A 21,077-nucleotide genomic window follows, 5' to 3' on the forward strand; every position below is an offset into this window, starting at 1 on the left:
CATTTTTCAAGCAATTTGACCAGTCTTAATCATTATTTTGTTGAATGAAGTTTGAAATAATCCTGAATCATTGCCTTAGCTACCTGTAAAGTATATGTACCTTCACCATCTGGATCAAGTCCTGGGAAAACAACTGCAACCGCAAGTTTTGGATTCTTAGATGGAGCATAACCAATAAAGGTAGCGTTGATTAATTCGATATTGTGTTTTCTGTTAGGGTGTTCTGCATCGTAGTAGAAGGTTTGGGCAGTACCAGTCTTACCTGAGATTGAAGGCTTAACGTTCTTCAATGGGTGAGCAGTACCCCAGCCGTTAGTACCGTGAACTACGCGCCAGAAACCTTGTCTTACAACATTCAATTCATCTGGTGTCCAAGGAATTGCTTGTTGGACATTAGGCTTCTTGTTGTAATTGATGTAAATCTTCTTACCGTCCTTGCTGGTCTTACCAACAGATTGAACGATGTAAGGCTGCATTCTGTAGCCGCCGTTAGCAATAGTTGAAACATATTGTACTAATTGAATTGGCGTATATGCATCGTAGTTACCGTAGGCCAAGTCAAGTACTGAACCTGACAAAATGTTGCCTTTGGAGTTAAATGACTTACCTTCAATACCTGAAACTTCACCTGGAAGGTCAACACCAGTCTTTTGACCTAAACCAAACATAGCGAAGTTTCTACGCAAGATATCAAATGAATCGTTAGGCATATGAATGTATTGCTTAGGCACGTACTTTGCACCTACCCACTTCATAGCAAGGTGCATCATGTAGATGTTACTTGAAACTTCTAGAGCAGTTTCGGCATCAAGAGAACTGAATGTACCGATTGGGTAAACAGATTTCTTAACTGGAGAACCTGGCAAGTAAATTGGCGTATCAGGCAAGGTGTTGTTAGTTGGCGTAATAATATGATTAATCAAACCGCCAGAAACAGTAGCACCCTTAACTACAGAACCCATAACGAATGATTGGTTGATTACACCTAATGCGTTATCTGTAGTCTTACCAGTATTAGTATTTCTGTTAATACCAGCTACGGCTAAAAGCGCACCAGTCTGAGGATTCATAGCAACGGCATAGGCACCGTTAGAGTAGCGTGCAGCACCGGCTGATTCGGCTGAGCTGTATACACGCTTTAATGCAGCTTGAACTTGCTTTTGATACTTGGCATCAATTGTCAGCATCAAACTTGCACCAGCTTGACCATTGTAAACAGTTTTGGTTTGTTGAATATTACCGTTAGACTTAGTAGTTACTCGACTGGTTGACTTTGTCCCCTTCAAAAGTGGTTCATATTCTTCTTCAAGATATGAAGTACCAACACGGTCGTTTCTTGAGTAGCCATTTCTTAAGTAATATTGTAAGTTGTCGCTAGGCAAACCTGACTTTTCAGTTGAAACAGAACCAATGATACTCTGGATTGATGAACCATTTGGATATGATCTTTGCCAGTCGGTACCAATACCAACACCAGGAAGTTCTGACAAGTGTTCACCAACTTGAGCAATTTCCTTATCAGTCAAACCTTTATTCTTAATGTAAATAGTTGATAAAGTATAAGCTCCGGAAATCTTGTTGAAAATCAAAGCAGCAGTCTTTTGCTTTTCATTCAACTTCAGATTCATCTTTTCAACATAATTAAGTTCAGCCTTGTAAATTTCTGAGTTAGTCTTCTTATTACCATCTGCATCAACCTTATCTGACTTAGGCAATTGTGCTGAAATCTTCGTATTATTATTCTCATCAGCTAAATAATAATCGGCTACCATTTGCTTTGTTGGCTTTTCATCGGTAATCTTAATGTAATTACTCAACGCATTTGAGATTTGATAAATCTGCGTCGTGGTAGTCGAAGCACTCTTAGTATAGGTAATGGCATTAGTTGCCTTATTCCCTACTAGGACGCGCCCTTTAGTATCATACATTACCCCACGGGGTACTTGGTTAGATACAACTGTTGAATCAGACTGTTGAACCTCTGCCTTAAAGCGAGAACCGTAGACCAATTGCAGATATGCCAATTGTCCTATCAGCATCGCAAAAAGCACGAGAATAACACCCAGAATGATTCGCATTCTTATTGGAGTTGAGGACTGTTTATTTGAACCAGTCCCACTGTTTTTTCTAAAATAATCCACGTAAATCGTCCCTTACTAAAACTGTATGTATTTTAACAAAAACTGAACGTTAATTCTACGATTGAGAACGGAGCTTAGATAAATTTTAATATGACAAAATATTTTCAAACGCTTAAGTTAAATTTCAATAAAGAAAAAGTGCTTTATTTGATCAGTTTTGTTTTGCCCGGCCTCATTTTCTTAAGTTATTTCTTCTATACCAAAAATGGAGTTTTAACTGTTGATCTGGGCCAGCAATATGTCGACTTCTTAGCCTTTTTCAGAAGCAACTTGTTTACTCACCCGCTTAGACTCATTTATTCATTTTCAAGCGGCTTAGGGGGCTCAATGCTGGCAACGGATGCCTACTATCTGTTTAGCCCCTTTAACCTGCTTTTGTTTTTAGCGCCGCAGAAATTTCTGTCGCAGATGGTGCTCGTCATTATTGCTGCTAAAATTGCGACAGCGGGTCTAACCAGCTATTATTATTGGAAACAAAAAATCGATAATGAGTTTTACGCTTTAGCAGCCAGTGCCGCTTATGCTTTATCAGGTTACACCATCGCTAACCATTTTAACCTAATGTGGCTAGATTCGGTAATGCTTTTGCCATTATTGATTGATGCAATCAACCGCGTGCTAGAGCAAAAGAAGAATCATTTGATTTTGATCACCTTTTTATTGTGGTTCACCAATTTTTACACGGCTTATATGGCCCTTGCCTTTGGCCTCTTTTATCTTTTAAGCAAACTATTTTTCTTCAATAAAAAAGAGCGCTGGCCACTTTTCTGGGAATATTTGAAGAAAAGCATGTGGGGTTCATTTTTAGACGCATTCATGCTTTTGCCCGTCGCAGTTGAAATGTTACAGGGAAAGGCTGCTTCAAGTGCCACTTGGTCCTTGGGCTTTCAATTTGCTCCGTATAACGAATTAGCCAAACTAGCAGATGGCGCATACGACTTTCATGAAATGCAGGAAGGAATGCCCAATATCTATATTGCCCTGCCTTTCGTTTTGCTAGCAATCTTTTATTTCTTAAGTAAAAAAATCAACTGGCGGTACAAACTAGCTAATGGCATTTTATTGATCTTTTTAGTTGTTTCTTTATTCTGGACACCGCTAGTCTTAATTTGTCACCTAGGTCAATTCCCTGTCTGGTATCCAGGTCGTTTCTCTTTTGTGTTGATCTTTTTTGCATTAGATTTAGCAATCATCGCGCTGAAGCAGCGTGAAAAAATCAGTTTCTGGCAAATAGGCGTTTTAATCCTACTAGCGATCGGACTAATCGTTTTCATTACCGTAGACTCTAAGTCATTTACCTTTTTGAATCAAAATGCTCAGACTGCCTCTGCCGCCTTTTTAGCACTTGGTATTCTTTTCATCGGTTTCATCCACAACAGAAGCAACTTTGCAGCTCCGTTCTTCTGTTTAATTATTGAGCTAGAATTGATCATTAATCTGGTTCTATCATTAAACAATTTGGCCTACCAAAACAACGCTGATTACCAAAATTTCGTTCAAAATACTAAACAAGTTACACAATATGCTAAAGATCATGACGACAGATTATATCGGATGGAAAAAACGTTCTATCGCTCCGACGATGATCCATTCAGTGCAAATTACTACGGCCTCAGCACTTTTAATTCTATTTCTAACCAACGCGTTTTAAATCTTTTAAGCAACTTGGGCTTCGTCAACAACAGCAATTCCTACACCAATTATGGCAGCACACCAATTACCGACGATTTATTTGGCGTTAAATACTACATTTTACCTAATGACGATATCACTCCGCTTAAGGCAAATGAGCAGATGAAATATAGCAATTCCAGCAACCGAATCGATACCAGCGACTACGATATTGTGAAAAAATTTGAGCAACTAGTTTTGATGAAAAATGACGATACTTTACCATTTTTATTCTTAACGCCTAAATCTACGACTAAAGTTAAATTTGATTCAACCGATATTACTGGCAATCAAAATAAATTCTTTGAAGCAGCTACGGGAAAACAAACACAACTATTCTCTAGCGTAACCTGGCCTGATCCAAAATTAATTAATATTTCGGGCTGGGACGGCGGCTGGATGCAATACACCAAGAAAGATAAGGCTAAAGAAGGACGCATAATCTTTAACTTTAAACCACAAACTGACGACTCATACTATCTTGAGCTCCCTGGTGATATTGATAATGACTCAATCAGCTTAACCGTTAATGGCAACAGCATTAATACCGACGTACGTGATCAGAATTCTCGCTTAATCAATCTAGGCAGTCGTCAGCGTGGCCAAACTATTCATGTAGTTTTCACGCTTAAAAATAATCAATTAAATCTAAATGCGGCTAACCTTTGGCGTTTGAACACTAAACAGCTTGAGCAAATAATGGACAAATTTAAGCAAAAGCAGCCACAGTTCAAACAAACCTCCGCTTTAACAATTCACTCTAATTCATTTAGCACTAAAAAGACGGAAACAATGAATTCAACTATTCCTAACAGTTTTAATTGGCTCATTTTAGATAATGGTCATATAATTCACAAAAATAAAATACTATTTATGAATACTTTTTTGAATTTTAAATTAAATAAAGGTACACACAAGATTACTCTAATTTACGTTCCTTGGGTATTCTTGATTGGCATAGCTATTAGTTTGCTTACATTATTTCTTTATTTAAGCATTAGAAAATAATTAGTGTTAGCGCTAACAACAAAATTAATACTAGACCTGTCATATGAAAATGTAATAAAATGTATACGTTATAATTCGGGTAAATTAATATAGAAGGAAGATTGAAAATATGGCTCTTAAATACCAAATTGGTGTTGACGCAGGTGGTACTCACTCAACTGCAATCGCATATGACGAAAATGGCAAAGAACTTGGTCGTGCCGAAGGCGGTCCAGGTCAAATTAATGCTGACTACGAAGGCGGAATTAAAAATATTTCCGACACTATCAACGAATTATTAAACAAGATTGATGGCGACTGCATGCGTGTATTAGTTGGTATCGCTGGTCTTTCTGTTGTTGGTAATGCTCCAGAAGTTGCTGCAACTATTTCATCAAGAATCAACAACCTGCCAACTCGTGCTATTACCGACTCACTTTTAGCTCTTTACGCAGGCCTTGAAGGCGATGATGGTGCTTTGGTTATCGCTGGTACTGGTTCTGTTTACAATGGCTTACAAAATGGTCACTTGATCGCTGTAGGTGGTTACGGCAACATCTTAGGTGACGAAGGTTCAGGTTACGCTATTGCTCGTTCAGCTATGCAATCAGCTCTTCTTAGCTGGGACAAACGTGAACACAACTCACTTATCGACATGTTCACTAAGTTGTTCAACGTTGAACACATGGATGAATGTAACGCTAAGTTCTACAAGATGTCTAACCCAGAAGTAGCTGGTATGGCAGTTCACGTTGCTAAGCTTGCTGACAAGGGCGACGAAGATGCAACCAAGATCATTAAGGAACAAGCTCACTTGTTAGCTCGTGACATTATCATCGGTTTGGACCGTTACGAAGATCCAAAACCAATGAAGATTGCTTTAACTGGCTCAGTTTTAGCTAACAACGCCATGCTTAGAGGTCTTGTAGAAGATGAAGTTAAGAGCAAGTACCCTGACGTTATCTTCTCAATTTCAAACGGTGAAAACGCTCGTGCCGTATTGTTTGACAAGAGTAAGGACTACCGTTACTTCACTAACCACGAAGATCGTTAATTTAAATTCTGATAGTTACACAAAAAAGAGATCCGAAAATTTCGGATCTCTTTTTTTCTACAATTTTTCATACAAAGGAGTTAATTCATTAATTCCACTTAAAATAAACTCCTCCATGTCATCTACTCTATCTTGCTTACGAAAGGCAAATTTTCCAAGTAGAAAACTCGTCTTCTTTGCCTCATCATTAAACTGCTTTTGAACCGATGAATCATTCAAGTATTTTTCTAGACTAAGATGATCGACAAACTCCATCTCGTCTTTATCCCATAGATACCAATACGATTTATCTATATTTTTACACCAATCAGGAATATCAGTTAATAAGTGATTATATTCTTCTGGAGTTCCATCTCGACTTTCACTTTTATAATGTTGAAACATTAAATAGACCTGCAATTGCTTTTTATCAAGCATTACACCAATACATGAACTAGCATTTTCTAATCTTGCTAAACGATATGATGCCCAATAATGATCGCGCAGATTCCAACCATTGGTCCAGCTTTCAACGTGAACCTTAGCAAACTTCTCATTTGGCAATTTCTTAGCTACAGTTTGATTAACAGCCTTCCAAGTTTGCCAAACCGCTTTAAATTCATCTTTTAATTGTGCTACTTCTTCTGGTGAATGATTTTCCTTGATCTTTTTAAAAGAAAACTCAGGCTGATCAAAAATCGCAAACATGTCCTCTGTTAGTTCTGTCATTTGCATCCCCTACTCAAATACTACTACTCTTTATGCCGACAAATATAGCATAAGCTGCATTCCAAACAAACAAGATGATCATCATTGCCACTCTGCTCTGGTGCAAAGCAAGAGTAAATACAGCTCCTATGATAAAAATCAATATTAATAAAGCAAGCGAAGCAATTATAAACCACGCTACAAAGGTGAGTTTTATCGCTTTTGAATTTAAATAAAGCGTTGCAACTGTAGTCATTAGAATCGCTGCAACTAATGCAATATGACTATACATCAAGACAAAGCCTTTGCTTACCTGATGATGATTGATGATTTTCTCAGAAAAATTCACATAGCTGGCAAACATCGAGCAAAGCGAAACAAACAATAAAACTGCATAAGTAATCGGTGTCTCACTATTAAAGTAACTAGCCAAATTGACGATTGCTTCGCCAAAAGCAATGATCACGATTAAACTTACTCGTTCAACTAAATGCGGAAAGTTAACTTGTCCAGCTTGAAACTTATCATACATCAATAATGGCAATAAAAAGCCACAAATATAACCGACGATTACGATATAGATGCCAATTTGATAGCCAACAAGCAAACCAACTATAGCCAGCAACAATTCAATCGCCAATATCAAGATAAATGGCTTTTTATCGTTTCTTCATCCTTCGACGTCCCTACCCAATATTGCATGATCAAATCGACCAGCATCGCTACCATGGCTAAGTTAAAGTGTTGGAATGTAATCCGCCATTCGGTATTGATATTGTTGGCCAAATAAACCATGACAAACATGTTGAACAAAATCCGGTTATATCAAAATAATGATTTTGACTATACCTGTTAAAATACAGCGCTTGATATAGCCATATCTGCATGACCACAATTACGACAAACAGAAATTGCAATAAATTAGTCAACGGAATACCGCCATTTACTGGATGGTGAACCATGGCTTTGATTTTTGAAATTGCATAAACAAAAACTAAATCGTAAAAAAGTTCAAACATCCCTACCGGTTTAGCAATTATTTTCTTCATACTTATCCCCTTAAAAAATATCTATCGCTTAATTTTACCAATATTTCTTCAAAGGTGCCTCATCACGACCATTTCTAGTCTGGTATAAATGCTCTTTCACGATTTCGGTCAATACTTCGGCCAATTTATCAATTTGTTCAACTGTCGCATATTCGTAACGACCATGGTAATTACCGCCACCGTTGAACAAGTTAGGCGTAGGGATACCCTTTTGCGTAATGAAGTTACCGTCAGTGCCGCCTCTAAAAGTTTGAATGTTTTGCTTAATACCAAGCTTTTTATATGCATCAAGCGCTAAGTTGACCACATATGGTTGATCCTTAATCACGTTGTAGATATTTTCATATTGACGCCGCATCTTCAGTGAAAAACGATCGCTATATTTTTCATTAAGTTCAGCAACAATATCTTTAATTAATTGTTCTTTTGCAGTAAATTTATTCCAATCAAAATCTCTAATAATCAAACTAATGTCAGCATGATCAACTGAACCTGTCGCATTTAACACCAAGATAAAGCCATCGTGTCCCTTAGATTTTTCTGGTACTTCATCTTTTGGTAAACGATCCAAGAAATCATTCATCAACGTTGCGGCATTCACCATCAAGCCATAAGCTTCACCTGGGTGAACAACAGTGCCACGAATATGGATTTGCGCTTCTGTGGCATTAAAGGTTTCATATTCAAAATCACCGGGACGACCATTTTCCAAAGTATAGGCTAATTCAACATTAGGGAAATCTTTAGCATCAAAACGGCGACCACCATAACCGATTTCTTCATCTGGGCCAAAGCCGATATAAATATCACCGTGTTCAATGTCAGGATGTTCAGTCAAATACTTAAGCATGCTCAAGATTCCGACAATCCCCGCTTTATCATCTGTCCCAAGTAGAGTATGTCCATCTGAAGTAATCAAAGTTTCTCCTTTGCAGCTGGCTAATGCCGGAAAATCTTTCGGATCAAGATAAATACCTTCTTTTTCATCCAGCACCACTCTCTTACCATCATAATTGCGGTGAACCTGTGGCCTAATATTTTCCGCATTAAAATCAGCCGTATCAATATGAGAAAAGAAGCCGATTGGTGTCACATCATCGGTTACATTTTTCTTCAAATGACCAATTGCAAAGCCAGTTTTTTCATTGTAATAGGCATCCAACCCAATCTCTTGAAGCTGCTTAGTCAACTCCTTGCCCATCTTAACTTGACCGATCGAAGTTGGTACTTGATCATGCTTTTCTTCATAAGATCTAGTATTTTCTTTAGCGTAATGAATAAATGTTTTTTCAATAAAGTCTAAATCGTAAAAGGACATCAAATTCCTCCTGTCTAAAAATTAATCTTTATTTAATTTTACACTAATTTTTAAAGAAAAAAAGAACGAAATCTCTTTTAAGAAATTTCGTTCTTGGATTTTATTGTCTTTTACTTGTTCTTCAATTGATCAAGGTGTTCCTTAATCTTGTCAGCTGCGGCTTGAAGCTTTTCACGTTCACTTGAAGTAAGCTTCAATTCAACGACTTGTTCAATCCCATCACGGCCAATAATAGCTGGGTAGCCGATGTAAGTCTTGTATTCTGGGTTATAAACAGATACAGGAGCAAACAAACGCGCATCAGAAAAGACAGCTTGAATCAAACGTGTTGCACAAGTAGCAATTGCATAGCTAGTGTAACCCTTACCGTTAGCAACAACAAATGAGTTCTTGTTAGGTTGCTTGCTCAATTTCTTTTGTTCATTTTCACTAAACAATTGAATAGCAATCTTGTTGTTTACACGCACAGTTGACCAAGCGATAAATTGTGATGAACCGTGTTCGCCTAATACCCAGCCTTCAATGTTTCTTGGGTCTTGACCAAGCTTTTCGCCAACAATTCTTTGCATTCTAGCAGTATCAAGGAAAGTACCTGTACCAAAGACTTGGTTCTTAGATAAGCCAGTAGTTTCTTGCAAAATTTGTGCAACTGCATCACATGGGTTAGAAATGTTGATCAATACGCCTTTGAAGCCAGAATTCTTGATCTTTTCTCCAACCTCTTTAGCATTCTTAGCGTTAAGTTCGAATTCGCCAAAACGATCGCCGGTCTTAACACTAGCAGCGATATCACCAAAAGCAGTTACAACTACATCAGCATCTTTTAATTCATGCCAATCTTGCATAGTTACACGAACGTAGTAATTGTTTCTTGCTAATGTATCGTGTAAGTCATTGTATTCAGCTGCTACTTTGTCTTCATTTTTATCAAGTAAAACTAATTCATCAGCGATACCGTGAGTAAACAAAGTATACGCAACAGTTGCACCAACGTGGCCTAAGCCGATAATACCTACTTTTCTCATAAGGAATCCTTTCTTCTATAAAGAGCAAAAAGAGAGGTAGTTACCTACCCCTCTTTGATTATTAGGCTTCAACCTTGTTAATTACAACGTCAAATTTGCCACCAGGAGTGGTTATTGATACGGTTTCACCCTTCTTCTTGCCAAGCAAAGCTTGTGCGATTGGTGAATCGTTTGAGATCTTGCCATTCAATGGATCAGATTCATCACTACCTACGATAGTGTAGGTTTCTGGATCATCTGTACCAACTTCAGTGTAGGTAACAGTCTTACCAACTGAAACTTCGTTTGGATCAACACTGTCAGCATCTACAACTTGAGCATACTTAAGCATGTCTTCAACTTGTGCGATTCTGTCTTCTACGTGACTTTGTTCGTCCTTAGCTGCATCGTATTCAGAGTTTTCTGACAAGTCACCGAATGAACGAGCAACCTTAATACGTTGAATTACTTCTGGACGTTTAACTAACTTTAAATTCTTTAATTCTGCTTGAAGTTTTTCTTTACCTTCAGCAGTCATTGGATAAGATTTTTCAGGCATATTTTTTAACTCCTCAGAAATTAAATTTTCTTTGCACTGATCAATGATATTGGTTTACACCAGTAAAGTCAACCTTAAACTAACGTACTTTAATGTCAAGATCGTTTTCCAAACCGGCAATAATCTTGTCCATTGCGTTATTAACAACTTTATCAGTTAAGGTATCCTTTCTGTTCAAGAAGGTCAAGTTGTAAGCAAAACTCTTCTTGCCTGCAGCAATGTGGCTACCCTCGTAAACATCGATTACCTTGAGGTCAACCAAGTATTTACCAGCGTTTGACTTAATTACGTTTTCAACTTCTTGGTTAGTTACTTCCTTATCAACCAAAAGTGAAAGGTCACGTTCAATTGCTGGGAACTTAGGTGCTGGAACAGCAGTCATGCCCTTAGTAAGCATTGGAATGATTACATCTAGGTTGATTTCGTAACCATAAAGTTCTGCGTTGCGAAGTGCTTTGTCTGACAAGGTTACTGCGTGAGCAATCATACCGATCATACCTACGTATTGTTTATCGATGTAGATACCAGCAGTTCTAGTTGGGTGCATCCCCTTAATACCTTCAGCCTTGTAAACTACCTTTTCTGGATCGATACCGATTGCAGTAAGCAAGTTGGTCAATTGACCCTTAACAAAGTAGAAGTCTACCTTTTGAGTTAAGTGCTGCCAGTTTTCAGCAAAAGTATTGCCTGAGTACAAGGTAGCAAGGTGTTCATGTTCGTTGTATGTACCACCATCGTGATCGTAAACACGACCTTGTTCAAACAATGCTAATTGGGTTTGCTTTCTAGCGAAGTTATAGCTAGCTGCATCTACCAAACCAGTCATCAAGTTTTGGCGCAAAACTGAACGGCTTGAGTTCAAAGGCATTTGGACCTTAACAGATTCCTTAGGATCCTTAGTGTAGCGAGTAGCCTTTTCTGGTGAAGTCAATGAGTAAGAAATAGCTTCCATCATGCCTTGACCTTCGACAATAGCCTTCATGCGGCGCATCATTTCTTCTTTTTCTGAGTAGCCACCGTGGGTTTCTGCCAAAAGTGGTTGAGTTGATTTCAAGTTGTCGTAACCAAAGATACGGCCTACTTCTTCAACTAAGTCAGCAGGAATTGAAATATCCCATCTTCTATTAGGAATATGAACAGTGATGTCATCGCCATCACGATCAACTGGGAAGCCTAAACGATCAAAGATCTTAAGCATGTCTTCAGGACTAATTTCTGAACCTAAAACCTTGTTAATGTGAGAAATGGTAGTCTTAACTGCAACTGGTTCACGCTTAGTGTCGGCAGCCTTGATAATACCTTCATCAACAGTGGCACTAGCATCATTTCTAAGCAGAAGTGCAGCCATGTTGATTGCCTTTTCAGTGGCATCCCAGTTAGTACCTTTTTCGTAACGACTTGAAGCTTCAGTACGGTTAGCGTGACGAAGAGCAGCTCTTCTAACCAAAGTTGGATCAAAGATTGCGGATTCAAGAATTACGTCAGTAGTTTCAGAGGTAATTTCTGAGTTCAAACCACCCATTACGCCAGCCATCATCACTGGCTTTTCACCATCTGTAATGACGATATCCTTTGGATCAAGTTCAACTTCTTTTTCGTTAAGCAAAGTAAACTTTTCGCCCTTGTTAGCCAATCTAACTTCTAACTTACCGCTTTCGAAAGTCTTGGCATCGTAAGCGTGCATTGGTTGACCAGTCAAAAGCATGACATAGTTAGTTACGTCAACGACGTTGTTAATTGGACGAATACCTGCATTCCACAAGCGTCTTTGCATCCAAAGTGGTGAGTCTTGAATCTTAACACCAGTCAATTTACGTAAGTAGAACTTAGAAGCAAGCTTTTCGTCTACCTTAACGTCAAGTGAATCAGTCCAGTCTGGACCATCTTCTTTTAAGACAACGTCTTCGACCTTAGGCTTTTGGTCAACGATAGCACCAACTTCGTAAGCTGCGCCTTCCATGCTCAAAGTATCAGCACGGTTTGGCGTAATATCGAAGTCTAAAATGTAGTCGTCCATGCCTAAAGCTTCGTAGACATCTTGACCTGGCTTTACGTCAGCATCTTCAGGGAAGACATAAATACCATCAGCGAATTTTTCTGGTACTACAGAATCGTTAAAACCAATTTCTTGCAAACCACAGATCATACCGTAACTTTCCATGCCACGGATCTTGCCCTTCTTGATCTTTTCGTTGCCAGCAATTCTAGCACCGTGAAGAGCAACAATTACTAATTCGCCTGCATCAACGTTAGGAGCACCACAAACGATTTGAAGTGGTTCATCTTCGCCAACATCAACGTGAGTCAAGTGAAGGTGGGTACCTTCAACGCCCTTACAATCAAGGACCTTACCTACGACAAGCTTCTTAAGTCCTTCTTCTGGGTGCTTAACTTCAGCAATTTCAACACCAGTACGAGTAATCTTTTCAGCTAAAGCATGAGGTTCTTGATCTAAATTAAGAAAATCTTGTAACCAATTATATGAAACTAACATCTATTATTTTTCCTCCTTGCGGAATTGCTCTAAGAAACGAACATCGTTAGTGTAGAAGTCACGGATGTCGTCAATGCCGTATTTCAAAATTGCAAAACGATCAAGTCCTACACCGAAGGCGAAACCACCGTAAACATTTGAGTCAACGCCAGCATTTTCCAAAACATTAGGGTGAACCATACCGGCACCTAATACTTCGATCCAGCCAGTGTATTTACAAATAGGACACCCCTCGCCGTTACAGTTGAAGCAAGATACGTCCATTTCAACTGATGGTTCGGTGAATGGGAAGTAACTTGGACGAAGACGAGTTGCTCTATCTTGACCGAAGACGTGCTTAGCGATCATTTCAAGAGTACCCTTCAAATCACTCATGGTTACGTTCTTATCGACAACCAAACCTTCCATTTGCATGAATTGGTGTGAGTGAGTTGCATCGTCATCATCACGACGGTAAACCTTACCAGGACCAACCATCTTAAGTGGGCCCTTTGAGAAGTCATGCTTTTCAAGGACACGAGCTTGGTCACCTGAAGTTTGACTTCTAAGCAAGTCTTCATCGTCAATGTAGAAAGTAGCTTGCATATCACGAGCTGGGTGATCCTTAGGCAAGTTCATCATTTCGAAACAATAGTGGTCTGTTTCAATTTCTGGACCTTGGACAACCTTGTAGCCCATACCAATGAAGTAGCTTTCAAGGTCATCTAAGATGATGTTGATTGGGTGCTTTGAACCTAAGTGGCCTTCACGACCTGGCAAAGTAACGTCAATTCTTTCATCTTCAAGACGCTTAGCCAAAACAGCTTTAACGATATCTTCCTTAGCTGCATCCAATTGAGTGTTAAACAAGTCACGCAATTGGTTTACCTTTTGACCGACTTCACGTCTGTCTTCTGGTGCAACATCACGCATTGAGTGCAAAATTTTGGTTAATTCACCTTTACGACCAACAAGCTCAACTCTTACCTTATTTAAAGTTTGCTCGTCAGTAGCTTTATTGATTTGCTTGAGTCCTTCTTCATGAAGTTCTTTTAACTTATCAAATAAGTCCATTAATTCTTTCCTTTCAAAAACAAAAAAGCTCCGTCCCAGTAGGGACGAAGCTTCGCGGTACCACCCTAGTTTGGACATAGTATGTCCACACTTAAGCTTTCGTTAACGGTGAAATACCGGAATGGGTTAGATTCTACTCCCAAGATGAAATTCACAACTGCTTGTCTATCTTCTCTTTCAGCTTGTTAAAGAAGACTCTCTGTCTAGATAGCAACATTGTTACTAGTCTTGATCTTAGTAATTAACTAATATAATATTTCTTTTTTGGAATTCTTGCAAGCTCCTAGGCCCACTTATCTGCCCAATCATGAACTTGATCAAAGACTGGCTTAAGGTCAGCCCCCTTTTCGGTCAAGCTATAGGAAATAATGCCTGTGTCTTTGTTAACAGTGCGCTTTACAATACCGTCTTGCTCAAGTTCTTTAAGACGCTCAACCAAAACACGGTCAGAGCAAGCTTCAATGCAGCGAACTAGATCCTTAAAACGCATATCCTCTGTGTCGCATAATGAGCTAATGATTAAGCCGTTCCACTTCTTGCCGATTATTCTAAAGGCATTGATAAAGTGACTACACAATTCATAATCTTCCGGTTTACAAGGAGTTGTCTCCTTTTTTTCTTTAACTTCTTGCATAAGTAACTCTCCTATTCATTGGTATAATTCCAGTAAAAATATTATTATATTTTCTTATCTATTATAGAAAAACTACTTACTAATTACAAGTGCTAAGCAAAATGGTAAATCATAATGCCGGCAGCTACTGCCGCATTCAAAGATTCAGCCTTGCCCTTAATTGGAATATACAGCTTTTCATCGCTTAAACTAGCAATAGTTTCGCTTACGCCATGTGCTTCGTTACCGATAATTAAAGCAAGTTGAGGCACCCTCTCAAAGTCTTGCAATTGCTTAGCTGATTTATCAAGCATGCTGGCATAAACAGGAATCGCAGAATCTTGGAAATCAGTGATGACGTCTGCTAAGCCGCGCTTAATCAAATCAATGTGGAATTGACTTCCTTGCATAGCGCGTTGCGTCTTAGGATTGTATAAGTCAGCACTTTCTGGTGACAAAACCACGCCATCAAAACCAGCGGCATCGGCAGTTCTAATGATCGTACCAACATTGCCTGGATCAGCTAAATTATCAAGCAAGACCCATTTACCATAATTAAATGGAAATTCCTTAGGTTGATCGATCTTAAGTACCATGAAGATTTCTTGTGAATTCTTAGTGCTGCTCAAATGACGGGCAATTGCTTTATTGATTAAAATGACGTTTTTGCCATCTAAATCAATATCGTAGTCTTCGTTTACTTGATCAAAAGCTTCTTCTGTTCCTAAGACATATTGATATTTCTTGCCTGCTTTAACAGCTTCTTCAAACAAGTGAAACCCTTCAATTAAGTAGCGGTTTTCTTCATCACGATATTTCTTTTGCTTTAATTTAGCTAATTTTTTAATTGTTGCATTATTAACTGAACTAATTTGTTGCATAATTCTCTCCTTTTTGCTTCTCTCCCCATTATAATGGATAATTGTATATAGAAAAAAGATAAATTAATTGAAAACGAGGCATTCACTATGGAAACTAGAAAATTAGTTGTTTCGGGTTTAGTTCAAGGCGTAGGTTTTCGCTGGAGCACACAAATGCTGGCCAATAAAATGGGCATCCCCGGCACAGTAAGAAATAATTCAGACGGCACCGTAACTATTTACATCCAAGGCGAACCTAGCGAGCTTGATCGCTTTATTGAAAAATTGCCATCTGCATCAGGTTTTGCTCATATTGAAAACATTGACCAAGAATTAGCCTCAAATGTGGAAAAAATGCATAGCTTTAATGTATTATATTAGAGATACATTTTTTAATAGAAACTAAGTGGTGATTATTTTAATGAAAAAAATTAAGAGATATACAGGAGTATTGGCACTCTTAGTAGTTGCTGCTCTTGTATTGAGTGCATGTGGCGCTACCAATAACCCTAATGTGGCTCCTCACAGCGGAATCTATGGTTGGGTTTACCAATGGTTAGGTCGTCCCTTGCAAAACATTATGATCCAAACTGCCCACATGATCGGCGGCGAAAATGGCGCTGGTTGGGGTATCGTGATCATTACTTTTGTCGTTCGTCTTACTTTGATGCCTCTTATGCTTGTACAACAAAATAAGAGCGTACGCCAACAAGAAAAAATGGCCCGTCTGCAGCCACAAATGAAGCTCATTCAAACTGCAATGAAGCATAAGGGAATTACCCCTGACCAACAAATGACCTTGTCAGGTTGGCAAAGAGAGCTATATTCAAAGAACCAAGTTTCTTTGACTGGCGGTATGGGATGCTTGCCTTTGATTATTCAGTTGCCTATTATGTGGGGAATTTACCAAGCGGTATTTTACTCACCACAATTAGCGCACTCAACATTCTTTGGCATCTCCCTTAGTCAAAAATCAGTAGTTTTGGCGATCGTTGCGACTGTCTTCACAGTTATTCAAGGTTACATCTCATTGATCGGCATCCCTGAAGAACAAAAGAAGACAATGCAATCGATGATGATCGTTAACCCAATTATGACTTTATTCTTCAGTTTGTCATTCTCAGGTGCGTTAGCTTTATACTGGGCCGCAGGTAACTTGGTAATGATTATCCAGCAATTAATCGTCACCTTCGTCCTCACCCCTAAGGTTAAGCAACACGTGGCTGAAGAATTAAAGGAAAAGCCTGTTGAAGTAGTTGTTACCCAAGAAAAGGTTGATGCTTTATTCAATCCTAGCGGCGAAAGCAATACTGCTAATACCGAAGCTAAGAAAGAATTGCACCAAGATTTACGTAACCGCAACAAGGGTAAGCAACAAAGAAGAAAATAATTAAGATACAAAAAAAGGATCTGGAAAATTCCAGGTCCTATTTTTTTACTTCAAAATGCCATCTGGCACATCATTTTTATGTTTTTCTGCTTCAATCTTTCGTAATTCAGCGGCACGCTTTTTAGAAAGAACTGGGAAGACCATCTTAAATTGACTGCCTTGCCCTTCTACAGATTCAACACTGATTTCGCCCTTATAACTATCAACTAATTTTTGAGCGATTGATAAACCTAAACCATTACCGCCTTTTTCACGGGTTCTGGCCTTGTCCACTCTATAGAAGCGATTAAAGATCTTCTTTTGATCTTCTGGTGAAATACCTTCACCGAAGTCTTGCACCATGATGCTGACTTCTTTTTTGGTTACACCGGCAGAAACATTGATCTGCTTACGATCCGTTGAGTATTTAATACCATTATCGATCAAAATGACCAATAGTTGTTCAAGGTGACCGTGATACATTTGAATCTCAGTATCATCAGGCAAGTCATCCTCATCAAGCTGAATCTTAAAGTCAGGGTGAACCATTGCCAAATCAGAAACAACTCTCCGTACTACTTCATTGACGTTAGTTATTTCATATGGATATTGCACATCAATTTGTTCAGCTCTAGTCAAATCAAGCATTTCTTGGATCAGGTGCTTCATTCGATCAGCTTCTTGCAATGAGGCCTTGATTGATTCATCCAAAATTTGCGGATCATCCTTGCCCCAACGCTCCAGCATGTTTAAGTGTCCTTCAATTACGGCAACAGGGGTCCGCAATTCGTGAGAAACATCCCCAACAAACTGCTTTTGCTGTTCAATATAACTCTGCATTCGATCCAGCATCTGGTTGATAGAACTGGCCAGCTCTGCTAATTCATCGTCACGATTAAGCGGCTTAATTCTGGCCTCACTATTTGGATCAGCATTAACTTCCTTAGCCACTTTAGACATCGTCTTAATCGGTCTAACAACATTGACTACCAAGACATATGAAATAGCCACAAAGAAGATAATTGCAATCAGCGAAATAATCAGCATCCAGTGCAGCAAGTTGCTCATCAAATGGTTGTAATACGTCATTTTATTTGAGACAACCACATACCCAGTCAATTTATTATTAACGGACGAGTACACCTTTTGGTAGGTGACTAGAGTCGTTTTATTATTTCGTTTAACCTGTACTACCCTGCGATTACCCTTAAAAGGACTAAACTTTGGCGTCGTATCACCATTGGCAAAGACAACCTCGTTATGCCGATTGTAGACAGCTACGTTAATATCAGGATTGGATATTAAAGAAATCAGGTTGTCGCTAAAGGCATTGTTCCGCGTATCTTTGCTGCTAATGGCAGGACCGCCGTTCAAGATTCGCCTTGTAGATGGCGATAGCGACGGAATGACATTCGAAATCTCCAACTCATCTGGAATCGAACTTAACGTCCGCTCAAGCGTAACCACTACATTGTCGGAAGTTTCTTCCTGCTGGTACATCGATTGCTTACTTACAATTTGATAAACCACAACTGAAAATAAGACAAAAGAGACCGTAATCGTCAACGCAACGATACTTACCCATCGCACAATTAACGATGAATGTTTGGTCTCTTTAGCTCTATCTCTTTTATTCTTGATCATCATCTTCATCTCTTACCATGTATCCAGTACCACGTACTGTCTTGATGTAAGATGGTTGACCTGGTACATCGATCTTGTTACGCAAGTAACGAACGTAAACTTCGACCACGTTAGTTTCGATGTTTGATTCAGGTCCCCAAATCTTGTTCAACAATTGATCACGACTAACAACGTTGTTCTTATTTTCGATCAATGTCATGAGTAAGTTGTATTCACGTTTAGTTAAATCAATTGCCTTACCGTCACCGCGGTGAACAATTCTATTAGCAGTTTCAATAGTCAAGTCCTTGAACTTAACAATCTTTTGCTTAGCAACAGTTACCTTAGAAGCATCCTTTTCAATCTTTACACGACGCAAAACGGCACGTAAACGTGCAAGAAGTTCTTCAATTGCAAATGGTTTAACGATATAGTCATCAGCACCGTGATCTAGGCCTGATACACGGTCAATAACAGAGTCACGTGCAGTCATCATGATGATAGGAGTAGTCTTAACTTGACGTACACGACGAGCAATTTCCAAACCGTTTAAATCTGGAAGCATTAAGTCAAGTAAAATTGCATCAAAATCTTGGGAAAGGGCATCGTCCAAACCCTTACGGCCGTTGTTTTCTACTACGGTTTCATAATTTTCGTGTTGTAATTCGAGCTCTACAAAGCGAGCCAAGTTTTTTTCATCTTCAATAATCAGAATTTTTGCCATCTTATCTCAGTTCCTCATAGATCAATTTATTCTTTTAATACTAATAAATTAATTAAAAAATACTTTTATAATTAAAGGATACTTTAAAAACCGCTCTAAAACAAGATTAAAAAACAATCAAAGTTAAAATTCTTTGATTGTTTCGATAATTTTGTTACTATTTTTTATCGTTTTTGTCATCTTGATTATCAAGCAAGACTTTCAGCTTAGCAAAAGCTGGGTTAACTTGATTCTTCTTACCTTCATCAAAGGCAGATTCAGAGATAACTTCCCAGCCATTACCTTCTGGGAAAATATTCTTTTCCTTTTCTTCCGGTGTCAAAATAGTAGTTGGAATATTCAGCAACATATTATCTTCAACAGCAGTTTGCAAATCAATAACATCATTATCTACTTGTACGATTGTGTCATTATCCTCTAATTCTTCCTTTGTAGGCTTGCGATCAATGTAGTTTTCTACAAAAGTGAAGTCTTCTTGATAATCAACCGGTTTTAAGCTTCTACTAGATGGAACTGTTAAGTCAGCTGTGATATGAAAATTGCCGGTTACAAATGGTTCTTGATAGAACAAGTCTCCTGATAGATGCACATTCTTGGCATCAATCAAAAGTTCCTTACTTCGCTTGAAAAATTCTGGGCGCATCTCTACATCACGTTCGATATGAGTAAGTGGCTCAGAAGCATTTTTTATTTTAGAAAAACTAATTTCTAACATATTACACCTCTATTGGACGTCGGCCAAAGTTTTGGTCAACTCCCATTATTTGTTCAAATAAACGATCGGTTCTAACTTGAAGTGCAAGAGAACCATCTTTTGCGCTTCTCTTATCAACCTTAGAAATAATTTCCGTTTGGAAATTTTTACGATTATCTTTTAAAAAATTACGTCCAATTTTACTAAAGCCCAAAAGCATTAGTGATTCATGATTAAAGCTAGCAATCATGTCATCTTGCGTCACGTTTAACAGAGTGTATAAACTCAGACGGCGCAAACGAGAATAAGTATACCGCTTAGACTTGATTCTGCGCAAGAATTCAGTGAAATCACGCGACAAGTGAATTTCTTGCTTCATCTTGTATTCGAGTCCTTCACTCATTTGATAGATTTGACGCAAATCTTCCACTGAAGAAGATTCAATGCGGTATTTCAAAAATGGATACAATAAGTTCCAGTTAGGATATACTTTTTGCTTGCTTAAAACTGCGGCTTCGGCTTTAGGCATCCAATACTTCAAGTTGCTGGTATCTTCTCCGTGTAAAAGCAAGTTACGAATTGCGCTGGCACTTTGCACAACGCCACTGCGTTGCAATAAATCATCGTGGCCTGCACCGATTCGATTGATGGGATGCAACTTTAAAGGTGAGCCAAGATTGTAGTTAGCCACGGAATAAGCTAAACCCAAAATGGCATTAGGTTGATTAATTTCATGGCCTACTTCTCGAGCTACCATTTGATTATATTGAGTTGAATAGGTCTGACTATAATCCTTAAAGTCCATATGATTTTTGGGAATTTCCGCAATCTTGCCACCAAGATAGGCAAAATTCAAGTTAGCATCTTCAACCCCAAATACTAAATCTGTGACGCCCAATTTAGATAATTGCTCGATATTACCTAATGAAAATAGGTCAGCTGGTTCAACTGCCGTAGAAAAAGGCGTTTCAAATACTAAATCGGCACCAGATTGCAAAGCGGCTTTGGCGCGCTCCCACTTGCTCATAATGGCCATTTCGCCACGTTGAACGTAGTTGCCTGACATAATAACGACGATAGGATCATTTTGGGCAATTAAGCGTGCCTGATTTAATAAAAATTCGTGACCACTATGGAAAGGATTAAATTCTGAAATAATCCCCACAACGCTCATTTT

At 38.6% G+C, this 21,077-nt stretch carries 19 protein-coding genes and 1 other annotated feature; of the genes, 4 read left to right on the forward strand and 15 right to left on the reverse strand.

Annotation, left to right across the window (positions count from 1 at the left end; genetic code table 11):
- Window positions 1-32: 32 nt before the first annotated feature.
- Window positions 33-2,141: a peptidoglycan D,D-transpeptidase FtsI family protein gene (locus tag LA20531_RS02535; RefSeq protein ID WP_056939729.1), complete on the reverse strand. Its 2,109-nt coding sequence runs from the start codon at window positions 2,139-2,141 to the stop codon at window positions 33-35.
- A gap of 90 nt (window positions 2,142-2,231) precedes the next feature.
- Between LA20531_RS02535 and LA20531_RS02540 the strand changes: the two genes are divergently transcribed.
- Both LA20531_RS02540 and LA20531_RS02545 read left to right on the forward strand, forming a co-directional pair.
- Window positions 2,232-4,820 carry a YfhO family protein gene (locus LA20531_RS02540; RefSeq protein ID WP_056939730.1) on the forward strand — a complete coding sequence of 863 codons (2,589 nt, stop codon included), beginning with the start codon at window positions 2,232-2,234 and terminating at the stop codon, window positions 4,818-4,820.
- A gap of 109 nt (window positions 4,821-4,929) precedes the next feature.
- On the forward strand, window positions 4,930-5,853 hold the full coding sequence (locus LA20531_RS02545; protein ID WP_056939731.1) for an N-acetylglucosamine kinase: 924 nt from the start codon (window positions 4,930-4,932) through the stop codon (window positions 5,851-5,853).
- 57 nt (window positions 5,854-5,910) lie between these two features.
- Here LA20531_RS02545 and LA20531_RS02550 read toward each other — a convergent pair whose 3' ends face one another.
- From LA20531_RS02550 to LA20531_RS02595, 10 genes are all read right to left on the reverse strand, one after another.
- Window positions 5,911-6,561 (reverse strand): glucose-6-phosphate 1-dehydrogenase family protein, encoded by a 651-nt coding sequence (locus LA20531_RS02550; RefSeq protein WP_056939732.1) that lies wholly within the window; start codon window positions 6,559-6,561, stop codon window positions 5,911-5,913.
- A 13-nt stretch (window positions 6,562-6,574) separates the two neighbouring features.
- The gene (locus LA20531_RS02555) at window positions 6,575-7,180 is read right to left on the reverse strand and encodes a low temperature requirement protein A (protein WP_236704136.1); all 606 of its coding nucleotides are present in this window, start codon (window positions 7,178-7,180) and stop codon (window positions 6,575-6,577) included.
- 91 nt (window positions 7,181-7,271) lie between these two features.
- The gene (locus tag LA20531_RS02560) at window positions 7,272-7,589 is read right to left on the reverse strand and encodes a low temperature requirement protein A (RefSeq protein WP_236704137.1); all 318 of its coding nucleotides are present in this window, start codon (window positions 7,587-7,589) and stop codon (window positions 7,272-7,274) included.
- A 34-nt stretch (window positions 7,590-7,623) separates the two neighbouring features.
- Window positions 7,624-8,907, reverse strand: a complete 1,284-nt coding sequence (pepT, locus tag LA20531_RS02565) for a peptidase T (RefSeq protein ID WP_056939733.1) — start codon at window positions 8,905-8,907, stop codon at window positions 7,624-7,626.
- A gap of 110 nt (window positions 8,908-9,017) precedes the next feature.
- Window positions 9,018-9,932 (reverse strand): L-lactate dehydrogenase, encoded by a 915-nt coding sequence (locus tag LA20531_RS02570; RefSeq protein ID WP_056939734.1) that lies wholly within the window; start codon window positions 9,930-9,932, stop codon window positions 9,018-9,020.
- A gap of 61 nt (window positions 9,933-9,993) precedes the next feature.
- Window positions 9,994-10,470, reverse strand: coding sequence for a transcription elongation factor GreA (gene greA, locus LA20531_RS02575; RefSeq protein ID WP_056939735.1), 477 nt, complete (start codon window positions 10,468-10,470; stop codon window positions 9,994-9,996).
- Window positions 10,471-10,549: 79 nt separating this feature from the next.
- A complete protein-coding gene (gene pheT, locus LA20531_RS02580) occupies window positions 10,550-12,964 on the reverse strand; it encodes a phenylalanine--tRNA ligase subunit beta (protein WP_056939736.1) in 2,415 nt (804 codons plus the stop codon).
- A 3-nt stretch (window positions 12,965-12,967) separates the two neighbouring features.
- Window positions 12,968-14,017 carry a phenylalanine--tRNA ligase subunit alpha gene (gene pheS, locus LA20531_RS02585; protein WP_056939737.1) on the reverse strand — a complete coding sequence of 350 codons (1,050 nt, stop codon included), beginning with the start codon at window positions 14,015-14,017 and terminating at the stop codon, window positions 12,968-12,970.
- 37 nt (window positions 14,018-14,054) lie between these two features.
- Window positions 14,055-14,262: a binding site (T-box leader), on the reverse strand.
- 38 nt (window positions 14,263-14,300) lie between these two features.
- A complete protein-coding gene (locus tag LA20531_RS02590; RefSeq protein ID WP_056939738.1) occupies window positions 14,301-14,651 on the reverse strand; it encodes a winged helix-turn-helix transcriptional regulator in 351 nt (116 codons plus the stop codon).
- Between the two features lie 92 nt (window positions 14,652-14,743).
- Window positions 14,744-15,511: a TrmH family RNA methyltransferase gene (locus tag LA20531_RS02595; protein WP_056939739.1), complete on the reverse strand. Its 768-nt coding sequence runs from the start codon at window positions 15,509-15,511 to the stop codon at window positions 14,744-14,746.
- Between the two features lie 87 nt (window positions 15,512-15,598).
- Between LA20531_RS02595 and LA20531_RS02600 the strand changes: the two genes are divergently transcribed.
- Both LA20531_RS02600 and yidC read left to right on the forward strand, forming a co-directional pair.
- A complete protein-coding gene (locus LA20531_RS02600) occupies window positions 15,599-15,871 on the forward strand; it encodes an acylphosphatase (RefSeq protein ID WP_056939740.1) in 273 nt (90 codons plus the stop codon).
- Between the two features lie 40 nt (window positions 15,872-15,911).
- Window positions 15,912-16,880, forward strand: coding sequence for a membrane protein insertase YidC (yidC, locus tag LA20531_RS02605; protein WP_056939741.1), 969 nt, complete (start codon window positions 15,912-15,914; stop codon window positions 16,878-16,880).
- Between the two features lie 45 nt (window positions 16,881-16,925).
- Here the strand turns inward: yidC and LA20531_RS02610 are convergent, their stop codons facing one another.
- The 4 genes from LA20531_RS02610 to LA20531_RS02625 form a co-directional block, all read right to left on the reverse strand.
- Window positions 16,926-18,512, reverse strand: a complete 1,587-nt coding sequence (locus LA20531_RS02610; RefSeq protein ID WP_099202239.1) for a HAMP domain-containing sensor histidine kinase — start codon at window positions 18,510-18,512, stop codon at window positions 16,926-16,928.
- Entirely contained in the window at window positions 18,490-19,206 is a 717-nt protein-coding gene (locus LA20531_RS02615; protein WP_013438395.1) for a response regulator transcription factor, read from the reverse strand. Before LA20531_RS02615 ends, LA20531_RS02610 begins: the two co-directional genes overlap by 23 nt.
- A 157-nt stretch (window positions 19,207-19,363) precedes the next feature.
- Window positions 19,364-19,921, reverse strand: a complete 558-nt coding sequence (locus tag LA20531_RS02620; protein ID WP_056939743.1) for a DUF177 domain-containing protein — start codon at window positions 19,919-19,921, stop codon at window positions 19,364-19,366.
- 1 nt (window position 19,922) lies between these two features.
- Entirely contained in the window at window positions 19,923-21,074 is a 1,152-nt protein-coding gene (locus LA20531_RS02625; protein WP_056939744.1) for a nucleotidyltransferase, read from the reverse strand.
- Window positions 21,075-21,077: the final 3 nt, after the last annotated feature.

Source organism: Lactobacillus amylovorus DSM 20531, from assembly GCF_002706375.1.
Taxonomy (GTDB): Bacteria; Bacillota; Bacilli; order Lactobacillales; family Lactobacillaceae; genus Lactobacillus; species Lactobacillus amylovorus.

Coding starts and splice junctions, on each gene's coding strand:
- LA20531_RS02540 (WP_056939730.1), top strand. CDS start 2,232: ATGACAAAATATTTTCAAACGCTTAAGTTAAATTTCAATAAAGAAAAA.
- LA20531_RS02545 (WP_056939731.1), top strand. CDS start 4,930: ATGGCTCTTAAATACCAAATTGGTGTTGACGCAGGTGGTACTCACTCA.
- LA20531_RS02550 (WP_056939732.1), bottom strand. CDS start 6,561: ATGACAGAACTAACAGAGGACATGTTTGCGATTTTTGATCAGCCTGAG.
- LA20531_RS02560 (WP_236704137.1), bottom strand. CDS start 7,589: ATGAAGAAAATAATTGCTAAACCGGTAGGGATGTTTGAACTTTTTTAC.
- pepT (WP_056939733.1), bottom strand. CDS start 8,907: ATGTCCTTTTACGATTTAGACTTTATTGAAAAAACATTTATTCATTAC.
- LA20531_RS02570 (WP_056939734.1), bottom strand. CDS start 9,932: ATGAGAAAAGTAGGTATTATCGGCTTAGGCCACGTTGGTGCAACTGTT.
- greA (WP_056939735.1), bottom strand. CDS start 10,470: ATGCCTGAAAAATCTTATCCAATGACTGCTGAAGGTAAAGAAAAACTT.
- pheT (WP_056939736.1), bottom strand. CDS start 12,964: ATGTTAGTTTCATATAATTGGTTACAAGATTTTCTTAATTTAGATCAA.
- pheS (WP_056939737.1), bottom strand. CDS start 14,017: ATGGACTTATTTGATAAGTTAAAAGAACTTCATGAAGAAGGACTCAAG.
- LA20531_RS02590 (WP_056939738.1), bottom strand. CDS start 14,651: ATGCAAGAAGTTAAAGAAAAAAAGGAGACAACTCCTTGTAAACCGGAA.
- LA20531_RS02595 (WP_056939739.1), bottom strand. CDS start 15,511: ATGCAACAAATTAGTTCAGTTAATAATGCAACAATTAAAAAATTAGCT.
- LA20531_RS02600 (WP_056939740.1), top strand. CDS start 15,599: ATGGAAACTAGAAAATTAGTTGTTTCGGGTTTAGTTCAAGGCGTAGGT.
- yidC (WP_056939741.1), top strand. CDS start 15,912: ATGAAAAAAATTAAGAGATATACAGGAGTATTGGCACTCTTAGTAGTT.
- LA20531_RS02610 (WP_099202239.1), bottom strand. CDS start 18,512: ATGAAGATGATGATCAAGAATAAAAGAGATAGAGCTAAAGAGACCAAA.
- LA20531_RS02615 (WP_013438395.1), bottom strand. CDS start 19,206: ATGGCAAAAATTCTGATTATTGAAGATGAAAAAAACTTGGCTCGCTTT.
- LA20531_RS02620 (WP_056939743.1), bottom strand. CDS start 19,921: ATGTTAGAAATTAGTTTTTCTAAAATAAAAAATGCTTCTGAGCCACTT.
- LA20531_RS02625 (WP_056939744.1), bottom strand. CDS start 21,074: ATGAGCGTTGTGGGGATTATTTCAGAATTTAATCCTTTCCATAGTGGT.